The organism is Nocardia carnea, from assembly GCF_029869215.1.
Classification (GTDB): Bacteria; Actinomycetota; Actinomycetes; order Mycobacteriales; family Mycobacteriaceae; genus Nocardia; species Nocardia carnea_B.
Genome location: NZ_JARWPM010000453.1, coordinates 24,737 through 44,221 on the forward strand (window position 1 = coordinate 24,737; position 19,485 = coordinate 44,221).

Annotated in this window: 24 protein-coding genes; 6 read left to right on the top strand and 18 right to left on the bottom strand. The window is 65.6% G+C overall.

From position 1 onward, the window contains the following. Positions 1–129 precede the first annotated feature (129 nt). On the top strand, positions 130–858 hold the full coding sequence (locus QH276_RS34650; protein ID WP_280397681.1) for a prolyl hydroxylase family protein: 729 nt from the start codon (positions 130–132) through the stop codon (positions 856–858). A 29-nt stretch (positions 859–887) separates the two neighbouring features. Here the strand turns inward: QH276_RS34650 and QH276_RS34655 are convergent, their stop codons facing one another. The 7 genes from QH276_RS34655 to QH276_RS34685 all read right to left on the bottom strand — a co-directional run bounded on the left by QH276_RS34655 (position 888) and on the right by QH276_RS34685 (position 7,888). After that, positions 888–2,534: a polyamine aminopropyltransferase gene (locus tag QH276_RS34655; RefSeq protein ID WP_280397682.1), complete on the bottom strand. Its 1,647-nt coding sequence runs from the start codon at positions 2,532–2,534 to the stop codon at positions 888–890. A gap of 1 nt (position 2,535) precedes the next feature. Next, positions 2,536–2,961 (bottom strand): DUF350 domain-containing protein, encoded by a 426-nt coding sequence (locus QH276_RS34660; protein WP_280397683.1) that lies wholly within the window; start codon positions 2,959–2,961, stop codon positions 2,536–2,538. Positions 2,962–3,000: 39 nt separating this feature from the next. Then, positions 3,001–3,426 (bottom strand): DUF4247 domain-containing protein, encoded by a 426-nt coding sequence (locus QH276_RS34665; protein ID WP_280397684.1) that lies wholly within the window; start codon positions 3,424–3,426, stop codon positions 3,001–3,003. 49 nt (positions 3,427–3,475) lie between these two features. After that, positions 3,476–4,060 (bottom strand): DUF4178 domain-containing protein, encoded by a 585-nt coding sequence (locus QH276_RS34670; protein ID WP_280397685.1) that lies wholly within the window; start codon positions 4,058–4,060, stop codon positions 3,476–3,478. 121 nt (positions 4,061–4,181) lie between these two features. Beyond that, a complete protein-coding gene (locus tag QH276_RS34675; protein ID WP_280407035.1) occupies positions 4,182–6,644 on the bottom strand; it encodes a hypothetical protein in 2,463 nt (820 codons plus the stop codon). Positions 6,645–7,173: 529 nt separating this feature from the next. Then, entirely contained in the window at positions 7,174–7,509 is a 336-nt protein-coding gene (locus QH276_RS34680) for a hypothetical protein (protein ID WP_280397687.1), read from the bottom strand. Positions 7,510–7,552: 43 nt separating this feature from the next. After that, the gene (locus QH276_RS34685; protein ID WP_280397688.1) at positions 7,553–7,888 is read right to left on the bottom strand and encodes a hypothetical protein; all 336 of its coding nucleotides are present in this window, start codon (positions 7,886–7,888) and stop codon (positions 7,553–7,555) included. Positions 7,889–8,250: 362 nt separating this feature from the next. Here QH276_RS34685 and QH276_RS34690 point away from each other — a divergent pair, with 362 nt between their 5' ends. Next, positions 8,251–8,448, top strand: a complete 198-nt coding sequence (locus QH276_RS34690; protein ID WP_280397689.1) for a helix-hairpin-helix domain-containing protein — start codon at positions 8,251–8,253, stop codon at positions 8,446–8,448. Positions 8,449–8,460: 12 nt separating this feature from the next. Here QH276_RS34690 and QH276_RS34695 read toward each other — a convergent pair whose 3' ends face one another. From QH276_RS34695 to QH276_RS34705, 3 genes are all read right to left on the bottom strand, one after another. Further along, positions 8,461–8,766 (bottom strand): hypothetical protein, encoded by a 306-nt coding sequence (locus QH276_RS34695; protein WP_280397690.1) that lies wholly within the window; start codon positions 8,764–8,766, stop codon positions 8,461–8,463. Between the two features lie 266 nt (positions 8,767–9,032). Further along, on the bottom strand, positions 9,033–9,248 hold the full coding sequence (locus tag QH276_RS34700) for a DUF4287 domain-containing protein (protein ID WP_280397691.1): 216 nt from the start codon (positions 9,246–9,248) through the stop codon (positions 9,033–9,035). A 104-nt stretch (positions 9,249–9,352) separates the two neighbouring features. Next, the gene (locus tag QH276_RS34705) at positions 9,353–10,297 is read right to left on the bottom strand and encodes a helix-turn-helix transcriptional regulator (RefSeq protein WP_280397692.1); all 945 of its coding nucleotides are present in this window, start codon (positions 10,295–10,297) and stop codon (positions 9,353–9,355) included. Positions 10,298–10,393: 96 nt separating this feature from the next. Here QH276_RS34705 and QH276_RS34710 point away from each other — a divergent pair, with 96 nt between their 5' ends. Further along, positions 10,394–10,756 (top strand): VOC family protein, encoded by a 363-nt coding sequence (locus tag QH276_RS34710; RefSeq protein ID WP_280397693.1) that lies wholly within the window; start codon positions 10,394–10,396, stop codon positions 10,754–10,756. A gap of 144 nt (positions 10,757–10,900) precedes the next feature. On the opposite strand, the gene QH276_RS34715 is transcribed toward QH276_RS34710, so the two are convergent. Both QH276_RS34715 and QH276_RS34720 read right to left on the bottom strand, forming a co-directional pair. Beyond that, a complete protein-coding gene (locus QH276_RS34715; RefSeq protein WP_280397694.1) occupies positions 10,901–11,332 on the bottom strand; it encodes a VOC family protein in 432 nt (143 codons plus the stop codon). A 110-nt stretch (positions 11,333–11,442) separates the two neighbouring features. Beyond that, positions 11,443–12,111 (bottom strand): class I SAM-dependent methyltransferase, encoded by a 669-nt coding sequence (locus QH276_RS34720; RefSeq protein ID WP_280397695.1) that lies wholly within the window; start codon positions 12,109–12,111, stop codon positions 11,443–11,445. A gap of 102 nt (positions 12,112–12,213) precedes the next feature. Between QH276_RS34720 and QH276_RS34725 the strand changes: the two genes are divergently transcribed. Further along, positions 12,214–12,774, top strand: coding sequence for a TetR/AcrR family transcriptional regulator (locus tag QH276_RS34725; RefSeq protein ID WP_280397696.1), 561 nt, complete (start codon positions 12,214–12,216; stop codon positions 12,772–12,774). A 74-nt stretch (positions 12,775–12,848) separates the two neighbouring features. On the opposite strand, the gene QH276_RS34730 is transcribed toward QH276_RS34725, so the two are convergent. Then, a complete protein-coding gene (locus tag QH276_RS34730) occupies positions 12,849–14,216 on the bottom strand; it encodes an FAD-dependent oxidoreductase (RefSeq protein ID WP_280397697.1) in 1,368 nt (455 codons plus the stop codon). A gap of 133 nt (positions 14,217–14,349) precedes the next feature. On the opposite strand from QH276_RS34730, the gene QH276_RS34735 reads away from it, so the two are divergent. Together QH276_RS34735 and QH276_RS34745 are read left to right on the top strand one after the other, a co-directional pair. Further along, positions 14,350–14,790, top strand: coding sequence for a GNAT family N-acetyltransferase (locus QH276_RS34735; RefSeq protein WP_280397698.1), 441 nt, complete (start codon positions 14,350–14,352; stop codon positions 14,788–14,790). A 360-nt stretch (positions 14,791–15,150) separates the two neighbouring features. Continuing rightward, entirely contained in the window at positions 15,151–15,348 is a 198-nt protein-coding gene (locus QH276_RS34745) for a hypothetical protein (RefSeq protein WP_280397699.1), read from the top strand. 266 nt (positions 15,349–15,614) lie between these two features. On the opposite strand, the gene QH276_RS34750 is transcribed toward QH276_RS34745, so the two are convergent. From QH276_RS34750 to QH276_RS34770, 5 genes are all read right to left on the bottom strand, one after another. Continuing rightward, entirely contained in the window at positions 15,615–15,851 is a 237-nt protein-coding gene (locus QH276_RS34750) for a hypothetical protein (protein WP_280397700.1), read from the bottom strand. 552 nt (positions 15,852–16,403) lie between these two features. Then, positions 16,404–16,970 (bottom strand): PIN domain-containing protein, encoded by a 567-nt coding sequence (locus tag QH276_RS34755; RefSeq protein WP_280397701.1) that lies wholly within the window; start codon positions 16,968–16,970, stop codon positions 16,404–16,406. A gap of 1 nt (position 16,971) precedes the next feature. Further along, a complete protein-coding gene (locus QH276_RS34760; protein ID WP_280397702.1) occupies positions 16,972–17,430 on the bottom strand; it encodes an excisionase family DNA-binding protein in 459 nt (152 codons plus the stop codon). 190 nt (positions 17,431–17,620) lie between these two features. Beyond that, positions 17,621–18,469: an alpha/beta fold hydrolase gene (locus tag QH276_RS34765; protein WP_280397703.1), complete on the bottom strand. Its 849-nt coding sequence runs from the start codon at positions 18,467–18,469 to the stop codon at positions 17,621–17,623. Between the two features lie 5 nt (positions 18,470–18,474). Beyond that, positions 18,475–19,206, bottom strand: a complete 732-nt coding sequence (locus tag QH276_RS34770) for a DUF899 domain-containing protein (RefSeq protein ID WP_280397704.1) — start codon at positions 19,204–19,206, stop codon at positions 18,475–18,477. Positions 19,207–19,485 lie beyond the last annotated feature (279 nt).

Here is a 19,485-nt window from a genome sequence, read left to right on the forward strand (position 1 = left end):
GCCACCGCTACCCGAGCCACCAGGAAGACCAGGAATTTTCCGTACCGGGTAGGCGGATGAATTGGCGAATGCCGGGGGAGCGAGCAATATGAACGGTCGCCGGCCGCAGCCGATGTCGGAGGGCACGCCGTGGACGACAGCACGCAGACAGTAACCATGAAATTCCAGGACCGGGAAACGACCGGGCAATCCGGCGACCGGGATGTGACCCGGGCCGATGCGTCCGCGCCCGTCGACCTGGTGGCACTGCGCCGCGAGTACGAGCACGGGACAGAACTCTCCGCGGACCCCCCGCTCTGGCTTTTCGACGATATCGCCGCCCCGGACGAAATGGCAGCGCTCATCGAACCGGCCCGCGAGATCTTGAAACCCGCGAAGGTCAGCGGGGATACGGGAGGCCGCGTCAGCCCCGGCCGCACGGGAAAGAACTGCTGGATACCCCACAACCACAGCGAGCTCACGATGCGGCTTGCCACGCGCATCAGCGATATCGCCGCGATTCCCTTGACCCACGCCGAGTCGTTCCAGGTCGTGCACTATGGACCCGGTGAGCAGTACCGCCCGCACTACGATGCGTGGAAGGCAGACACGGGCAGAGGCGAGCGCTGCCTCGCCCGTCGCGGCCAGCGCCTGATCACAGCCCTTCTCTACTTGAACGAGGTGGAGGCGGGCGGTTCCACGAGCTTCCCGAAGCTACGCCTCGCAGTCCGGGCGGCTCCCGGCACGTTGGTACTCTTCCACAATTGCCGCCCGGGAACGAATCTCGTCGATGAGCGCAGCTTGCACGGCGGCATGCCCGTCGAACGTGGCGAGAAGTGGGCAGCGAACCTCTGGTTCCGCGAGCGAACGTCGCGTTGAGCGGTCCGGCAGCCGGCCGCGCTCGCGGGCTACACCCATTCCATGCGCGCCAGGTCGAGGATTACCGGGTGCATCAGGGTAGAAGGTTCCTCCCCGGTATCGCGGCGGTCCGGCGCGAAAACGGTTGCGGCTTGCAGGCTTGTCTCATCGATCGAGCGCAGCGGGCCGGGTGGGTCGAGGCGCAGTTCCGGATCGGGGTCGCGGGTGGCGAGCAGGAAACCCCAATCGCCGAAGCTCGGCACATCCACGTGGTACGGCAGCACATGCAGCCCCGACGTGCGGACCGTCGCCGCGATACACCAGTAGGAATGCGGGGCGAAGAAGGGCGAGCCCGCCTGCACCACCATCGTGGCGTCCGGGGCAAGTACCCGGGCGGCCATGGCGTAGAACTCGGTGGAGTAGAGCTTGGCTATAGAGGTCTGGTCCGGGTCGGGCAGGTCGATGATCACCGCGTCGTAATCGGATCCGGCGGTGCGCAGCCAGGTGAACGCGTCGGCGGTGACCACCCGGACCCTGGGGTCGGCGAAGGAGTTGCCGTTCAGCCCGGTGAGCCGGCTGTCGGTACGGGCGAGTTCGATCATCACCGGATCGAGTTCGACGAGGGTGACCGTGCGCACGTCGGGATACTTCAGGATTTCGCGGAGCGCGAGACCGTCACCGCCACCGATGACCAGCACGTTCTGCCTGTTCCCGGCGAGCGCCGGATGGACCATGGCCTCGTGGTAGCGGTATTCGTCCACCGAGGAGAACTGCAGGTCGCCGTTGAGGAAGAGCCGGGTGTCCTGCGTCCCGAACGGGGAGATCGATTCGGTGAGCACGATCTTCTGGTACTCGGTCTGGCGCTGCCAGACGATCGGGGCCGCGAACAGCGCCTGCTGGGCGGTGGCCTCGAAGCGGTCGGCGTAGAGGTAGCTGCACACCAGAGTTCCCGCGACGAGCAAGGTGATCATGGCGAAGGTCGCTTTGACCAAGTGCGCGAGGTCGGCCCGGAACCAGATGAACACCAGCGCCAGCCCGGCCAGCGCGTTCACCACCCCCACGATGAGACTGCCGCGGATCTGCCCGAACACCGGCAGCAGCAGGAACGGGAACGCCAGCCCACCCAGCAGGGCGCCCACGTAGTCGGCCGCGAACAGATCCGCGACCGCGCTCCCCGCTTCCTGTTTGCGAATGCGCTGCAGCAGTTCCATCAGCAGCGGGATCTCGGCGCCGACCAGGGCGCCGATCACGCAGGAAGCCAGCACCAGCGCGGCGGTGTAGAGGTTGAGCCAGGCGTAGGCGGCATAGAGCCCCAGCACCGACAGCCCGCCCACCAGCGCGAGCGCGAGTTCGACGGCGAGGAACGCCGGCGCGGCCAGATGCCGCAACGGTTTCGCGGCCAGCGCGCCCACCCCCATCGCACACACCATCACACTCAGCGTGATGGAGGCTTGGGTGGCGGTATCGCCGATCAGGTAACTACCGAGTGTCACCAAGGACAGTTCGTACACCAGCCCGCAAGCCGCGCAGACGAATACCGTGAGCAGCAGAGCGATCCGAGCGAACCGCCCGGGGACCTCGGGCGCCGCCGCGGAACCGGGCCCTGCCGCGACTGCGGGATCGGATACGGCCGCGGCACCGGGTTCCGCCGCCGCTGCACCGGCCGTGAGCGTGCTCGGCGAGGGGTTCGCCTGCACCCTAAGTCAGTGCGGAGGCGACCACGGCGGCGACCGCGATATGCACCGCGGCGCTCACCCACACCCCGGGATGCAGTTCGTGCTCCTGCACCACGCCCCGGAATTCGCCGGGCGTGGTGAATTCGAGGATCAGGAACGCCAGCCCCATCGCGACGAGGCCGATGATGCCGTAGACGGCGCTGGAGATCAGCGCCCGCCCGATCGCCCCCTCCGAGGTCCAGATCGCGGTGGCGACGATGATCCCCACCCCCAGCATGTTCGCGGCCACCAGCAGTGCGGCGTTGCGGTTGCGCTCGATCCAGATCTGATGGCGCAGGTTACCCGGGGTGAGCACGTCGACCAGGACGAACCCGAGCACCATCAGAACGATTCCGAGGCCGGAGTAGGCGGCCGCGGCACCGGCGTCCGCGGGCAGGTCTTCGAGCATGTGTTTCCTCCTGGGAAGGGGTGGATGGGTCGGGGCGGCCTATTTTCCTTCGCCGGAACCGCCGCCGCGGAAGCTGCTGTTATCGCTGGGCCAGCCGTAGGCGCTGACGTAGGTGTGGTGGCGACGGTGCCCGGTGCGGTAGTCGTCGACGAGGATCTTGGTCCCGGATCCGTTCGGGGAGATCGCGATGATGTCGTCGCGGTATTGCAGGAATGTCATCGGGCCGGTCGAGCGCCGGTCCAGCGGGCGCGCCGCCTTCGCGATCTCGTCGGCGACCGAGTTCGGCTGCTTGTTCGCGGTATAAGCCATCCCGTTGTTGGCTTCGTCGAGATTCGTCGCACGCGTGTAGTGCGACCCGACATAGGACCGCGCCCCGCTCCCGTCGTCGTCATCGGACCCGCACCCGGACAGCAGCATCGCGAGGATCGCGCAGACGGCAGCGATCACCCAGGACTTACGACTCACAGAAAACCTTCCCCCGTCTGGCACCCAGCCCGTCCGGTGATACAGCAGCTCAAGACGACGACTGCGGATAGATCATAATCGCGCTGCGGTAGACGACCTGCCCGATTGCCGCTTCCTTCTTCCCCGACTCCCCGAAATCCTCGAACGACAGGCGTGTTCCGTCCTCGGCCACATAGTCGTGATACGCGACCGTACCGGTGGGGGTGAGCCCGGTGGTCGCCTCACCGATGTAGCGAGCCGTCCCCGACTCCTCCAGCCGGAACCGCTTCCCGTCGTGTTCCAGCTCGTCATCACCGGGCGCCGGAATTCCCGGCGTCTCCGTCCACAGCACCAGCTCGAGCTCCGGATCTTCCTCCACCGACAGCCATTTGCGGGTGCCCTTGGCGTTGTCCAGCAGATGCTCACTCCACTGGTAGCCGCCCTCTTTCAACCGCAGCGAACCGCGCACGGTGAAGGTCTCGTTGAAGATATCGACGATATCCCCGGCCTTCAGGCCCCGCGGGTCACCGCGCAGGGCATCGGTGTCCTTATCGGCGAAGGGGTCGACCGGGGCCTGCGGTGTGGTTTGCGGCTTGTTCCGCTGTACGACGAGCAGATACGCGACGATACCCAGCAGGACGAGCACGACGATCACGACGACGATCCACAGTGCGGTGATGGCAGCCTCCCTCCGGCGATCTCAGCGGAGACTAGCATCCACGCCCCCGGCCCGCCGCTCACCGCGTCCACCTGACTCGCGGTGAGTGGGCACCCGTCTACGCCTCCGCGGGCCCTTGGATCGGTGGCGGCTCGGGCGGCTGCGATTCGGTGATCTTCGGCTCCGGCAATTTCGCGGGTACCGCGGGAACCTGCATATTCGTGCCACCAGCGGAGTCCAGGCCCGTCGGATGGAAATAGTTCTGGAACTTGCCGTACTGGGGGTGGTCCAAATTGCTCTGGTTCAGCGGCACCAGCTGTCCGTTCTCCAGATAGTGCGGCCCGTTGCCGTTGTCGACGATCACCGCACTGTGGTTCTCCCACGCGATCACATCGCCCGTACGCAGCGCCGCCACATCGACCTGCTGCCAGGGATTCTCCACGGATTGCTCGCCCGCAGTCCCGGCGTAAGCGGTTCCGGCATCCATTGCCGGATTGCCCAGCTGCCGGGTGAGCGCGTCGCCGGCTGCCTGCGGCATCGGGATGTCGTCCTTGCCGGGGACACCGCCCGGTGGTGTCCACCCCGTCGGGGCGCCGGGGGTGCTGACAACAGGTGGGGCTCCGGTATCGGCGGGCGCGGTGACCACCGGCTGAGTGGTGGGTGCCGTACCAGGATCTGCGTTGACAGGCACGCCGGGAGACTGCTGCGGCGGACCGGGAACCGGCCGATTCTCGTCGCGGCCCGGCTCGTCCTCGTCCTTGCCCTTGTCCTCGTTCTTCTCGCCACCGCCCAGCGGACCCTGTCCACCCATGGCGTTGGCCAGCAGCGGCAGGGCCATCATCATGGATGGGTCCATGCTGGGCTGCTGTGTCTGCGCCGGCGCCTGCGCCTGGGTAGCAGCGCCACCCGCACTGCCGGTGTCGCCGTTGATGTACTCCATCAACCGGTCCTGAAGGCTCGACGACTCGCCGTCCTCCTCGCCACCGCCGAGTACATCCTCGGTCGTGGCACCGTCCTGGGTGGGACCGCCCAGGATATCCGCGAATTCGTTACCGATGTCCTCGAGATCACCGCTGGGGTCACCAGCCGGATCTTCGCCCGTATCCGCGGGGGGATCGAAGGCACTGTCCCCGTCGTTGTTGCCGCCGCCGTTGTTGTCCCCGTCCCCGTTGTTGTCCCCGTCCCCGTTGTTGTCGCCGTTGTTGTCGCCGTCTCCGTCGTTGTCGCCGTTGTTGTCGCCGTCCCCGTCGTTGTCGCCGTCCCCGTCATTGTTTTCCGGTTTTTCGGATTCGGGATCATTTCCCTTGTGCCATTGGCCGTCGTCGATGAGTTGATCTACCTCCGAATGTTGCTGGGAGAGAGCCTCCATGTCCTCGACGTATTTGTTGACCCGTGCCGTGCAGTCGCTCACGCCGCGACCGATGATGTACGCGAGTTCCAGTTCCTCGGCAATGTGCTGGATACCGATATCTTTCAGATCAATATCCCGGCCGTCTTCCGCAAACTGCTCGTTCGCGGCATTTTCCGTACCGGTCAGAGTATTCTTGAAAGATCCGGCCAGGGTCGTCTCGTCGTCGAATTCGTAGCTCCCGGTGAGACTGAGAGCCATCGCCCCATTGATCTCCTGGACCATGTCGAACACTTCTTTGTACGCCGCGTGATTGTGACGATCGATGGCGAGAACCACATCTCCGAACGACTGATCGATCGCCTCCCAGTCGTCTCGCAGTTCCCCGAATCGGTACGACGTCTCCAGTTCTTCCTCGGACGTTCGGCCCTGCGCGTAGAGTTCGTCGATGAATGCCTTGTCGAGGTTATCGTCCAAGTGCGCCTTGTCACCGTCCGGGTCCATGAGATAACTCGGCTTGTTGATATCCCCCGTGCCCATCTGGCGACTAAGCCATTTGAGCTCATCATTGGCACACTCGATCAGACCGATCAAAGTTGGGGACGGCCCTATCCCCAGCTCACTACTGGGTGTTTCTATACGCAGTGGAAAGTCTGCGTAGGCAGCATACAGAAACTCTGTCTTATTTCCGTCCCCATCCTTGTCTTCTGTATCCTGGTAATAAATCCGATCGGAATCCGGTACTACATAATCCTCACCGTAGGTATCGGTGATGGAATCCAGCTTGTCAGTCCGATCGGCGTCGTCGTCCTCTCGCCTGTCATCACCGGGTTCGAAAGTCTCCCCCGATCCACTTCCATCCTGGTCGACTTTGTTGTACGCCGTACCATCCTTGGTAACCAAGTACTCCGGCTCGCCCGCTTTGAGTTCACGGACTACTATGCGCTGGCCGGTCCAAGGGTCGATTTGACAAAGCAGAACGTCGTCACTGCCCTCGACCTGTTCGTAGTAGTATCCCGATTCAGGTCGTGTTTCCGGTGTTTCGCGGCCACCGTCTTCGTCATATACGTAGTAATTGGGTTCGGCGTCGGAATCAGGATCGGGCTCAGGGGTTGGACCCGTTTCGGGACTAGGAGTTGGGCCCGGTTCGTCCGTGGGCTCGGGTTCGTCGCTCGGCTCCGGAGAAGGAGTCGGCGTAGGCGTAGGCGTAACCCCGTCTTCAGGCCCGGCCATTACCCGAGTTCCTCACCATCGGGACCCATGCCGTTCATATCACCATCTCCCGCCCGGAGCCGTAGCCCCGCTTCACCGAAACCGAAGGTTACCCACCACCCGACGTACAGCTAGGACTCCCCCACAGCCCGGGTCACTGCAGACCCGCCATCGATATCATCGTTCTCGAACCTCGTAGCTCCGTGATCGGTGACGTCCGCCGTGTCCTCGGCTCCGTCCCTGAGACCCATCCAGCGCTGCGTTCGCCGCTCGTCCATGCCCGGGTACTTCACACCGATGGGATGTACCCCCAAGCCCGCCCCTTCGTACAAACTGGCCAGAAAGTCGCGGTCACCCCGAGCGTGATTCTCGAGACCGGGAACAACAGCTCTTTTCTTGTCCGCACGGCCACGCAGATCATCCGGCACCTGTTCGAACTTCGGCCCCATGCCATCGAATCCTTCCTGTTGCGTCCGCAGACCAATTGTCTAATATCCCCACGAACGGGGAGGCCAATACGATGGAGGGTCAGCGCCGAGGCAGCACGGCCTCAGAGCTGGTCGCCGAACTCGGCCGCCTCGGCCCGACGGTAGTCTGCTTCACTCGGCAGCCCGCGGGCTTCCACTGCGTGCGGCAACATCCCGTTGCCGATCAGTATCTGGCGCCGCCCCACCTCGGACTTCATTCGCGCCAGCCGAGCGAGCCGGAGTATCTCGGCGGCAAGCCAGGCGTCAGTATGCTCGGCGATCTCATCGCCGAGATGCAACCCGACGATCACACCCGCGATATCGCACGCCACCCCGACCGAATAGTCCGGATTGAATACCTCGTAGAGTTGCCGGCGCAACCGGGCTGCCGACGATCCGGCATGCTCAATGGAGCTCACCGTCGACACCACCCGGATCCCGAGTCACACCACCAGAACACGACTATCGCCGCCGTGGCACCCATGGCGCCTTGGGCATGTCGGGCCACTCGGTCTCGGCGACCTCCTGCTTGTGCTTCCGCGCGGCATCGAGGGTGCTTTCGGTGATGGCAGCCATGATGTCCGCGGCCAAATCCCGATAGTCGGTGGAGTGCGCGATCGTACCAGGCGCGATGTACATATCGGTCAGCCGGAGCGTCCCGTCCACCTCGGGAATCACCCGGCCACTCGGGGACGGCCTCCGGACACGGATGCGCTGGATCCGTTCCAGCATATCGGCGACCGCATGGGCCAAAGCACGCCCTCGAGCAAGTACCTCGACGGTTTCCGGATGTCTCACTCCACCACCTCGAAAGGCTGCGGAACTCGCCACTCGATAGTCCGGGCCGAACTCTCCAGCGCTGCCATTGTTACCACCGAGGCTCGGACCCTGCCAGCACACGACAACATCTGCGACAACGCTCCTCCTCCGGCCTACCGCGCTCATAAAATCTTCCACAACAAAACGGGGTTATCACTGCTGGGAAGCTTGGGAGTCCTCCGCGGCGCTCGGCTTCATACCGTTGAAACCCGGAACTCCCGATCGTGCTCGGCCGGTCCGACCCGAACACCGGTCGCGACCTCGGTCTGTCTGCGGAACAGCACTATCGGCCGTTCGGCACGGCCGGACGGCTGCGCACCACGACAAGGTATTTTCGCGTTATGAGCACTGCCCACGACCGCGGACCGGTGTTCGACGGGGTGCAGATCGGCCGACCCGCAACGGGTGCGCTCCTCGACGCCGGATACCGGACGCTGGCCGATCTGCCGGAAAACCTGGACGATCTGCTGCCGCTGCACGGTGTCGGCCCGCGGGCGGTGCGGCTGCTGGAAGCCGAGCGGCGAGGCCGGCCCGGCTGAACCTCGGCCGGGTCAGTCGCACACGCGGCGGCCGAGGTCGGGCCAGGGTGGGCGGCGGAGGATCGCGAGGCTGGTGATCACGGCCGCGAGCAGGCCGATCAGTTCGCCCAGGAGGGCGATCCGGTTGACATCCACCGTGGGCACCCAGGTCGCGGCGCCGTCGCGTACGACGAAAATTCCGGTCGGCCGCATGGCCGGACCGAGGACGCCGCGGCGGGCGACGGTGATGACTATCGCTCCATCGGACGTCTCGAAGGGTTCGCCGTAGACCGGCCCGGACTCGGCCGTTGTGAGTCCCAGTCGATCCCGAATCGCCATGCGATGCCCCAATCCTCGGCGCTTGTGCCGCCACGATCGTGCCGGTGCTGCGAAGCCTACGGCGGAAGTCCGTCGCGGCACAGCATTTCGCCGGCGGACCCGGCAGCGGCAGCGGGCCCTGTGTTCACTGTGGCGGTCGACCTCATTCGGGCCCGAAACCGGGAGAGCCCTGCGGGGTAACAGGTAGGCCGAAAGCAGATGCGGTTTGCTCCGCAGCACCCCTCGTGCGCCTCGGCCGAGCTACTCCCACGGGCTCGGGACCACCGTCAGGCGGCCCATTTCTCGGGATGCAGATAATGCTGGACGATCGCGGTCGCATGACCGTGTCCGAAGCCGTGCCCGGTTTTGAGGAGTTCGACGAGTTCCTTGTGCGACGACAGGCCGGAGTCGCGCAGGGCGGCTTTCCACTCCTCGATACTGCGGCCGTATTTCGCCTCGATGGCCGGGAAATACGACGCGGGGCCCTTCGACTGTGCCGCCATGTTCGGTCTCCTTGTTCGGTACTACGTTCCACCCATTGGACGGCGTTGCGTGCCGAAACTCGTCGGCAACAGTGTTGTGTCCCGCATCACACGACGGCGGACCCTCACTCGTATTGCCGCACGATAGCCGTCGCCAGCTCACGAATCCGATCGCGCGCCGCGGGCGGGCCGGTCACGACGAAATCGTCCGCGAACTGCAACAGCTGCCGTACATCCTCGAGCACCCGGCAGGCCACACCGATCCGCACCCGGCCGCCCCGCGCCGCCGACAGCACCGTCAACCGGGTGCCGAGGATGCGGTGCGCCCGTTCCAGCTGGCCGGCGGTCAACTCACCCTCGACCTGGAGAGCGCCCGCGGTTTCCCACTTGGCGGACAGTTCCGCGGCCACCGCATGCAGGGTGGCGCCGGGCCGCAGCCGCCGGGGCGTCCGCACCGGGCGCCACCCGGCAACGCGTTCCAGCGAATACAGCCGCGGCCGGCCCAGATGGTCGGCCACGAGATACCAGCGACCCCCTTTGGCCAGCAATCCGTAGGGGTCGACGAGCTGCCAGGCCGGCTCGGTCTCGTCCGACCGGCGGTAGTTGAGGCGCAACCGGACACCACGCCGCAGGTCGCCCACGAGTTCCGCGGGACCGATTCCCGCACCGGGCGGCCCGAACCAGGGCCGGTTGTCCGTGGTGACCACCGCATGCACCGGCAGCAGATTCTCCGGCCGCACGCGCCCCGGCGCCACCTTGCTTCTGGCCCGGCGCCCCTCGCTCGCAGCACCGAGTTGCTCCCGCTGCGCATCGTCGAGCCCGGTCAAGGCGAGATGGTCGCGTTCGGCCGGAGTGAGCCGGGCCAGGTCCAGTGCGCCGCCGGGCAGCAGCGTCACCCCGCCCCCTCTGCCGCGCCGGATCAGGACCGGAAATCCGGCCTCCTGTAGCCACTGCAGGTCCCGGAACACCGTCCGCACCGATATCCCCAGTTCCTCGGCCAGTTCGGTGGTGGTGACGGTGGCGCGGGATTGCAGGGCGATCAGCAGCGAGAAGAAACGGTCGGGCGTCATATCGGAAGATTCTTCCGAAAACCTGCCGGGATCTGTCAGGTTTGGCAGGCAACCTCACGATCGTCCGATCCGACGACATGAGGAGAACCGACCCGCATGACCCCGAATATGTTCATCGTCTACGTCAGCGACGCGGCCGCCGCCGCCCGTTTCTACGGCGATCTGTTCGAGATGACGCCCGTCTTCGAATCGCCGCGCTTCATCGCGTTCGAACTCGGCGGCGGAATCCAGTTCGCCGTCTGGAGCGGTGTACAGGAGAACTTCTCATTCGCGGGCCCGCGCACCAGCGAACTCTGCCTGGCGCTCCCCGGCGGCCCCGAGGAGATCGACGGCTGCTACCGGAAGTGGGTCGACAAGGGTGTGAAGGTCGTCGCCGAACCGTACGACGAAGTCTTCGGCCGCACCTTCCTGGTGGCCGACCCGGATGGCAACCTGATCCGCGTCGCGCCCGTCGACTGAGACACGCCCTTCGCTGCGGTCCGCCGTGGACGAGCATTGCCGAGCGAACCCGTTCGGGCAATGCGAGTCCGGCGGCGGCACCGCGCGGGCGGCCGCACCCGGTAGGTGATCAGGCAGCCCGCGATGCCCTCGGCTGTGCAGCCCTCATCCGAGTACCACGGTGCCGTCCGCTTCGATCCGCCACGCCGGGTTGTGCGCGACCTCCCAGACCACACCGTTCGGGTCGGCAACATGGGCGTTGAAAATCCCACCGAATTCGCTGTCCCGCGGTGACTTCAGTACCGTGCCACCCGCGGCGGCCATCGCGTCCACCGTGCGGACGACCTCATCGCGGCTGCCGACATTGTGCGACAGCGTCATCCCCGATACCGCCGCGCGGTCGGCGCCGTCGGCGATATCGGCGTTGAACTTCTCGGCCAGGAAGAACCCGAGCACCATGCCGGGCGCGATTTGGAAGAAGACGATCTCACCCGGCACGTCCATCAGCGGTTCCCAGCCGAGTCCCGCGACGTAGAACCGCCGCACCGCATCCAGATCGGGTGTTGCGATCGTGAGGAAATGCGCCTGCTGCTGCACGAAGTCTCCCGTCGAACGGTGTTGTCGGCCGCCGCCAGGTTACCGCTGCCACCACCGGAACAGCGGTGCCGCCCGCACACCGCCGGCCGGTCTGCCCGTTCGGGCTGTGATCAGTTCGGCTTGGAAGCTGTCGAGATACCCGTCATCGAGCCGATCTCGCGATATTCGGCTCCGGTGAATCCGGCTGCCCGCAGCGCGGGCAGATAGCGCCGGACATCGATCTGCTCAAACGGGTTGTTGTCACCGTGCCGGTGGGTCGAGCGACCGAAGAGAAAGCGCATCCACGGAGTCGACCGGGCGTCGGCGAGCAGCACCCGACCCCCCGGGCGCAGCACGCGCCACATCTCGGCGATCGCCGGATCACGCTGGTCCTCGGGAATGTGATGCATGACGAAAGTACACGTGACCACGTCGATGGAGGCATCGGCGAGCGGCAGTTCCTGCGCCGGGGCCCGCTCGTAGCGATGGTGGGGATGCCTGTCGCGGCGGCGGTTGTACTCGACGGCCGCGGCAGCGGGATCGATACCGCATACGCTGCCCTGCGGTCCGACCTGCGCCCCGAGCGCTCGCACGAGTTTTCCCGGGCCGCAGCCGATATCGACGGCGTCGTCGCCCGGCCGGGCTCCACTGGCCCGGACGAGTTCGGTGAGCAACCGGCGATGCCGGCCGAGAAACCAGACGGTGGTGAACAGGTTGTAGCGACGCATGCCCTCGATGACCAGCCCGGTACCGGGTGCGTCGACGAACATGGGGTTGCGGGTGCGTTGAGCCGATGTCATGGGTCGATCGTCGCCGTAGCGACCGCTGCCGACCAGAATCAGATATACAGGATTCGTCCGTTTCCGGACAGGTCCGGCCGAACTGTCCATCGAGGGAAGACCATGAGCACTTCCGACCGCCGGGTCCGGCGGACCCGCCACGCCATGCACCGAGCCCTGATCGAACTGATGATGGAACGGCCCTACGACCGCATCACGGTGAGCGATGTGATCGCGCGGGCGGACGTCGGGCGTTCCACGTTCTATGCCCACTACCGGGACAAGGACGATCTGCTCGTGGTGAGTTGCGGCGAGCATCTGCGAGAGGAGATCGCCCGTTCCCCCGACCGGGGACGCTGGGCCCCGGTCCGGGTACTGATCGGCCTCGGGGCCCGGTATCCGGACGTGTACGAACCGCTGATCGGGCCCAAGGGATCGGCGACCGCATTACGCGGATACCGCAGCAGTGTGGCAGCCATCCTGCGCGAACATCTCGACAAGCAACCGGGCCGGCCTGTCGACGATCTCACCGTCACCATGCTGTCCTGGGCGCTCGTCGGCTTGCTGACGGCGGTCACCGACCGCGCGAATCCCGTCGGCCCCGAGTCTGCGTGGCAGCAATTCGCCGCCCTCTGCGGCGAATTGCTCCCGGCACAGCACGAGCGACCGCCGCACCACCCATGACACCGTCGCCGTGAACGGTGTCACCGCGTGGAGGCGGGCCGGTTCCCGTCTTCGCGGGCGCCGGCCGGTGCGGATCAGGCGTCCGTGGTCACTCGCTGTGCGAACCCGGCCAGCCGGTCCGGGTGTTCCAGCATGAACGACACATCCCGGAACACCTGCGCAATTTCCTGGTCGGTGACCGTGGCCGCGACGATCCGGGCCAGGATTTCCCGCTGCTGCCGCACCGGCTCCGGTACCTCCGCGCCGGTGCGCGCATCGAGCCGTGCGGCGTCGCTACCGGCCGAAACCTGCCATGCCGCGTCCACCACGACCTGTTGCAGGGCGAAGAAATCACCGGCGGGGACGCCGAGATCCGGCGCGCCGCCGAGATACTCGGCCAGGCAGGCGCTGTGCAGAGCGGCCGACGTTATGCCCTGTCCGAAGGCCGGGTTGAACGACGCCACCGCGTCACCCACACTCACCAGCCGGGCCGGCATCCCGGCGGCCGAGTAGTCGCGGCGACGGCTGTCGCCCTGATGGTAGGTGACGATATCGCGGACCACCGCACCCTTCACCGCCTCCGGGAACGGTGCCGGCATACCGGCGCACAGCTCACGGAAGGTCTCGATATCCCGTGGCGGTTTCACCTCGTCGTGCCCCATCAGCATGACGATCCACCGGCCGTCCTCGACCGCGCCGGTCACCGACAACGCGAGGCCCTGGGGGCCGCGCCCCGGCGAGTACTGCACCATGGTCGTGCCCTCGACGAGGTCGCCGTCGGCGCGCTCGCGCTCGAAAAGCGCCGTCGCGTAGTTGATCCCTGTGTGCAGGCGCAGGAGTTCCGGCCGCTCGAACCCACCGGCCTCGAGCCAGTCGGCGAGCTTGCTGCTGCGCCCCATGGCGTCGACTACGAAATCAGCGGCGAGCACGGAGTCGGCACCGCCGGCGTGCAGGCGAACAGCGGCGACCGCACCGTCCGCGAACTCGACCCCGGTCACCCGGGCATGCTCCACCCGCACATTCGGCAGTTCCAGCACCTTCGCGCGGATCCGCGCTTCCAGGAACGGGCGGGTCGCCAGGCACAGCGGTTCGTGCTCAGTACGCAGCGTGGGGTGTTCGTCCAAATACAGCGCGGTAGCGGACGAGTCGGACGCGATGGCCCCCAGCGCATACGCCTCCGCGGTGAAACCCGGAAGCAGCCGCTCGATCACCGCCAGCCCGCCGGGCAGCAGCACGTGCACCTGCTGCTCCTGCGGTACCCCGGTCCGCGACGGCACCTCCGTAGCGATATCGTCCCGCTCGACGACCACGACCTGTTCCGAGTGGGCGGCCAGAACCCGCGCCGCCAGCAACCCGGCAACACTGCCCCCGAGCACACACGCGGTACCCAGCAGCACGGGAGAATCAGCGGGAATCTCGGCCCGCAAGAGGCGCTCGAACACGGCGCCGGAAGTTTCGATCACCCGCCCAATAAACCGCACGACCAGGCCGCCCGCAATTCGTCCGACGATTATCGGCCGATACGAAACCTCCACGCCGCCGATAGTTCATCGAAGATCACTCAGCTCCGAGTCGCAGGCACCATAGCCTTCCTCTGTGCAGACAATCCGGATCGCCCCGGCCGATCCATACAACGCCGACGTAGCCGAACTGCTGTTCACCGCCATCGGCGGCGACCGGTCTCGCCTCACAGCGGCTACCCGGCACTACCGCACCGACACGGCGACTGCTCTGATCACCGCGTCGATCGGCGAGACACTTGTGGGCGTGGCCGGTTACGAAACCCGGGCCGACCACATCGTGCTACGACACCTCGCGACAGCCGCTTCCCGACGCCGGCGCGGCATCGCCCGCCGGCTCCTGGCGGAGTTGCGCGCCCGCCATCCCGGCCTCGCGGTGATCGCCGAGACCGCCGACACCGCACTCGGCTTCTATCTCGCCACCGGTTTCACCGCGACATCCCTCGGCGAGAAGTACCCCGGCGTAGAACGCTTCCGCTTGGTGCTCGCCGACGCAGTCGGGGTTTCCACCAGTTGACGTCGCCCATGAGTTTCACGAGCGCGGGAACGAGGAGCATCCGCACGACAGTGGAGTCGATGAGGATGGCCGGCGCCATACCGGTCCCGCCAATCTTTATGCCGCTGGACCCTCCCCATCCTCCCCGACCTCCCCGACGACACCGCCCTATTCACCGAACTCTTCCGCCTCCACATCTCCCTCGTCCTCCCTGGCACCACCCTCGCCCTCCCATCGCCTACCGACCGCTGTGCACACTTCCGCCGCTGGATCCATCTCCCCCACACTCCGTTCCGCCCTCCGGCCACACCATCCTCGACTCCCTCCGCACCTGCACCGCCCGCACCGGCTGGCTGCACACCCCGCCCCCGGACCACGCCCATGACCTCACCCCGCCCCCACGAACCCGACCTCCACCTCAGCATCCACCTCCACGACTACGCCGCCTGCCACACCGCCGCGCACCACTTCCTCCACGAATGGCGCACCCACCACCGCCCCGACGCCGCCACCGTCGTCCCCGGCCCGCCCACCGGCCTCTCGCGCCTCCCAAACGAACACCTCTACCTTCACCGCTGAGCCGACCCTCCTGTGCCGGCACGATCGTCGAGCTCGTTGTCGATGGACCGGATGCGAGCGGTTCCGCCGATAACGGTTGCGAGAACTCGATCTCCCGGCTGATCACCGGTCACAAACCACCGGTCGCCTTCCGATTTGTTTCCGCTGACTTTCCGATTGGATTCGCTTTTGATTCGCTTTCGGACGTATAGTTGCCTAGCAATAAGGAAAGCCCCGGCCACTGGAAGTGACCGGGGCTGTATCTGACCTTGGTCTGCCAAAGAACGTTAGGTCAGAACCGCCTGGCAACCGTCGACTCGGAGACCCGGGTCGACGGGCTGCTGGTCGTTATGGCATGGAGCCAGCACGACCATCAGCGGTACCAGCAGATTCCCGAGTACGGACACCCCCGTGGTCACCGCGACCGTAACGGCTGCCGATGCTGCGGCAGTAATAACCGCCGTCACGAGATCCCGCCTTACCCGTCCACCGTTTTCGCGGTCGCCGGGTTTCTTCTCGCTCATACCTGGCATTTCCTTTCCGATCTGTCCAGTGCACTCTGGTAGTGCGTCGTTTGGCTACAGATCGGGGAGGACTCGGCGCTGAGCTTCCACAGCCTACGCAACCATCCTCGAATCACCCAACCCAGGAATCGAATTCGTGGTACGCCGGTCCAGATATGGCGCGAGAAAGTCGGCTCATCGGCCGCCACCTACCGGCCGCGCCGATCCGGCAGCATCCCGCGGAGCGATCGGTCATCGTCGACGACGTAAAACCAAATAGGGGATTCCGGCCGCAACCACGAAGGGCGCGACGACGGGGACGGTAACCAACAGGGCCGCGAGAATCGGATATACCGAGTACGGCACTGCAACCGCCGACATTGCCACAACCAGCGCCACTCCGATCTGCCGAACGACAACCAACTGCCAGACGTCACCTTGTGATCGATCGACCGCCTCATGCCACACCCCGGAGATAAGGTCATGGACGGGACAGTCGGGCGAATCGACTCGGACCGATCCGTCCTCGTTCTGCCACGCAGTCGTGGTCGATACCCGCGCCGAAAGCGGTCGCTATCCGATCCAACGTCCTGAACGGAGAGCGGCTACGGATTCCAGCATTCCCGCTCGATCGAGTGCATCGAGCACATCCTCGGCCGTTTCCGGTGGGTGGCGCCGCGAGTCCGCGATCTGCTGGACACACGCCCACACCCGCCGATCGTCGATGCTGATCTGCTCGAGAAGGAAGTCGTCGGGACTCTTGGCTTCCACGTTCCACGGATTCAGGCTTTCCGGTGGAAAGTCGGAGAGGTTCCACGTGACAATCGTCGACGCGTGGCATTTGATCGCGGCAGCCAATACATGCCGATCATCTGGATCCGGGAGCTTCAGCCCTTCGATCAGCGGTTCGTAGCCTGTGACAAGGCTGTCGGGAACGGCCGCATTCATCAGCACCCGTAGCCGGTCGAGCTTCGCTCGCTGAATATCCGGGCGGCGCGCAGCCAGATTCTCAAGCGCCTCATCGAGGATTCGTTCGGACCACTTCGCCTGCACCAAGCGGGAGCGGGCGATCCGTATCAACATGTCCCGCAAGGTGTTCCCATAAAGGACATTCGCATCGTAAACGACCACACAGGCCATATCAGATACCCAGTTCCTGCCCCAGCTCGGAGAGCTCGTCGGCCGCAGCGCGACCGGATTCTTCGAGCCGGCGCTGGTAGGCGCGAAGATCATCGAACCTAACGCGTCGATGGGTGCCCACCAGGCGGAACGGAACCTCACCCGATTCCAGGAGACCGACCAGATAGGGCCGCGAAACGTTCAGCATGTCCGCGGCCTGTTGCGTGGTCAGTTCCGCGTCGGAAGGCACAATGGTGACGCCCCGGCCACTCGCCGCTTCCGCCAGCACGAAAGCGAGCAGATCGACCACGGCGCGGGGCACCACCAAGGCGTCATCGCTGCCGACCTCCCGGCCGACCGAAATGACGTCCTCATCGGGATGCCGGGCAAGGTAGTCGCGGATGCGGCGCATAGCCCGTGCGGCGACCTCGGCATCTATCGCACCCGGCTCGATCCGTTTCGCAGTATGTACACCTGTCATGACGCACCTCCATGACGAGCATAGCAACAAACGAAATAAACGAAACACTTGCTGTCGCGACCGTCAACGTTGGTCCGGCAATCGCGGAGGCCATGCAGTGGTTGGTCCCGAGGTCGAGTTACCACGCGTACGGAATCGCACGCACCGCCCTTCCGCTCCTGCTCCAAGAACCGTCCGCGTGCGTAATCGTCTAGAACAAATCGGGTGTCGCCGGTGGCAGATCGTCGAGGAACGCACTCACCATCGGTACCAGGACCGCCGACTCCCCGCTGATACCGATATGCGATGTCGCGGGCAGAATCACCAAGCGCGCGGCCGGTGCCTTGTGCAGCATCCCCGAGGCCGCTGCTTCCTCGTCACCGCCGCCGCGCAGCATGAACATCTGCACTGCGTGTTCCGGTTTCACGCCGTCCGCGTCACCGACTATCACCATCGTCTTCGCCGAAATCGAACGCATCTCGGCATCACTGATGTTCTGGTCTTCGATATTCAGCACCTTCATCTTCTCGAGGTAGGTGGCGAATGCCGTGGGGTCCGGGGTGTGCTCCAGGAATGCCTTCTCGACAGGCGAACCGGCGAACATTGTCGCGTCGAGACCCGCGATGCCCTCCAGCACCGACGGATACCAGCCGTCCTTGCGGAAGGTGGCCGACAGCGAGACCAGTTTGCCCACGAGCGCCGGGTGACGGAGGGCGAGTTGCAGCGCGACACCGCCGCCCTGCGAGTAGCCCATGACGTCCGCGCGCTCGATATTCAAGGCGCGCAGCAATTCCGCCGCGTCGTCGCCGAATTGTTCGTACGACATCGCCCGCGAAGTGTCCGGGGTGCGGCCGTGCCCTTGCTGATCGAAGACGATCACCGCTCGCTCGCCCGCGAAACCGGCTATCCACGATGTCATCGAGTCGGTGGCCATGAAGGCGCCGGGGATGAGCAGCAGCGGGGGCGTTGCCGAACTGCCGAGTTCACCGTGCACTTCGTAGTACAGGCTCAGACCGTTGATCGGCAGGTGACCACTGCGCGCAGGCTTCGTTACCGTCATTTCGACTATCCCGTCGCGTCCTGGGAACGAGCGGCGGTCGCGGTAGCGTCTGCCTCCGGACCGTACAGCCGGGCAACGTCGGGAGAGTCGAGCCATTTGGAGTAGGTGGGCGATTTCGGCCACCCCTCGGGTGAATCCTGCCATTCCTCCTGGCGGCCCCACGGCAGGATATCGACCAACGCGAACGTGTAGCTGAGCTGCTCGGTACCGCGGCCGTTGGTGTGCCAGGTGCGGTAGACCTTGTCACCGTCGCGGAGGAACACGTTCACCGCGAAACCGCCTCCGGGCGGCGCGTCCACATCGGCGCCGAACGAACTCTCCGACGACGAATACCAGTCCATCGTGTTGCCGACCTTCCTCTTGTAGGCCAGTGCTTCGTCGATGGGCCCGTTGGTGACGATGACGAAGCGGGCATCGTAGTTGTCGAGCCAGTTCAACCGGACATACTGCGAGGTGAGGCTGGTGCATCCGCCGCACTGCCACTCCGCGCCGTCGGACCACATGTGGTGGTAGACGATGAGCTGCGAACGCCCGTCGAAGACGTCGGCCAGCCGGACCGGGCCGTCCGGGCCGATCAGCGTGTAGTCCGGCAGTTCGACCATCGGCAGCCGGCGGCGCTGCGCGGCGATCGCGTCCAGTTCACGAGTGGCGGCCTTCTCCCGCTTCCGCAGGTCGTCCAGCGCGGTCTGCCAGGTCTGCCGGTCGACGATCGGCGGCAGGGCGGTGTCCCCGGTCATGATTCCTCCCAGAGTCGGTGGGATCTGCTCTGGATGTGTTGACCGGAACCGGAGACAAAAGTCATCGCCCTTCGGGACATCCACAAGAATTTTCTGCCTCGGCACCTGCCGCACGTGGCACCTCGTCGACGCCTTATCGACCCTGCTGCGATCTCGCCGATCGAAGAGAAGGTCCCGAGCAACTGTGGCCGGATACAGACGAGGGGGGCCGCCCCCCCCGCACACAACGGCGGAAGCAAGCAGTCGAGGAGCTGGGCGACCACACGCAACCACCACAGC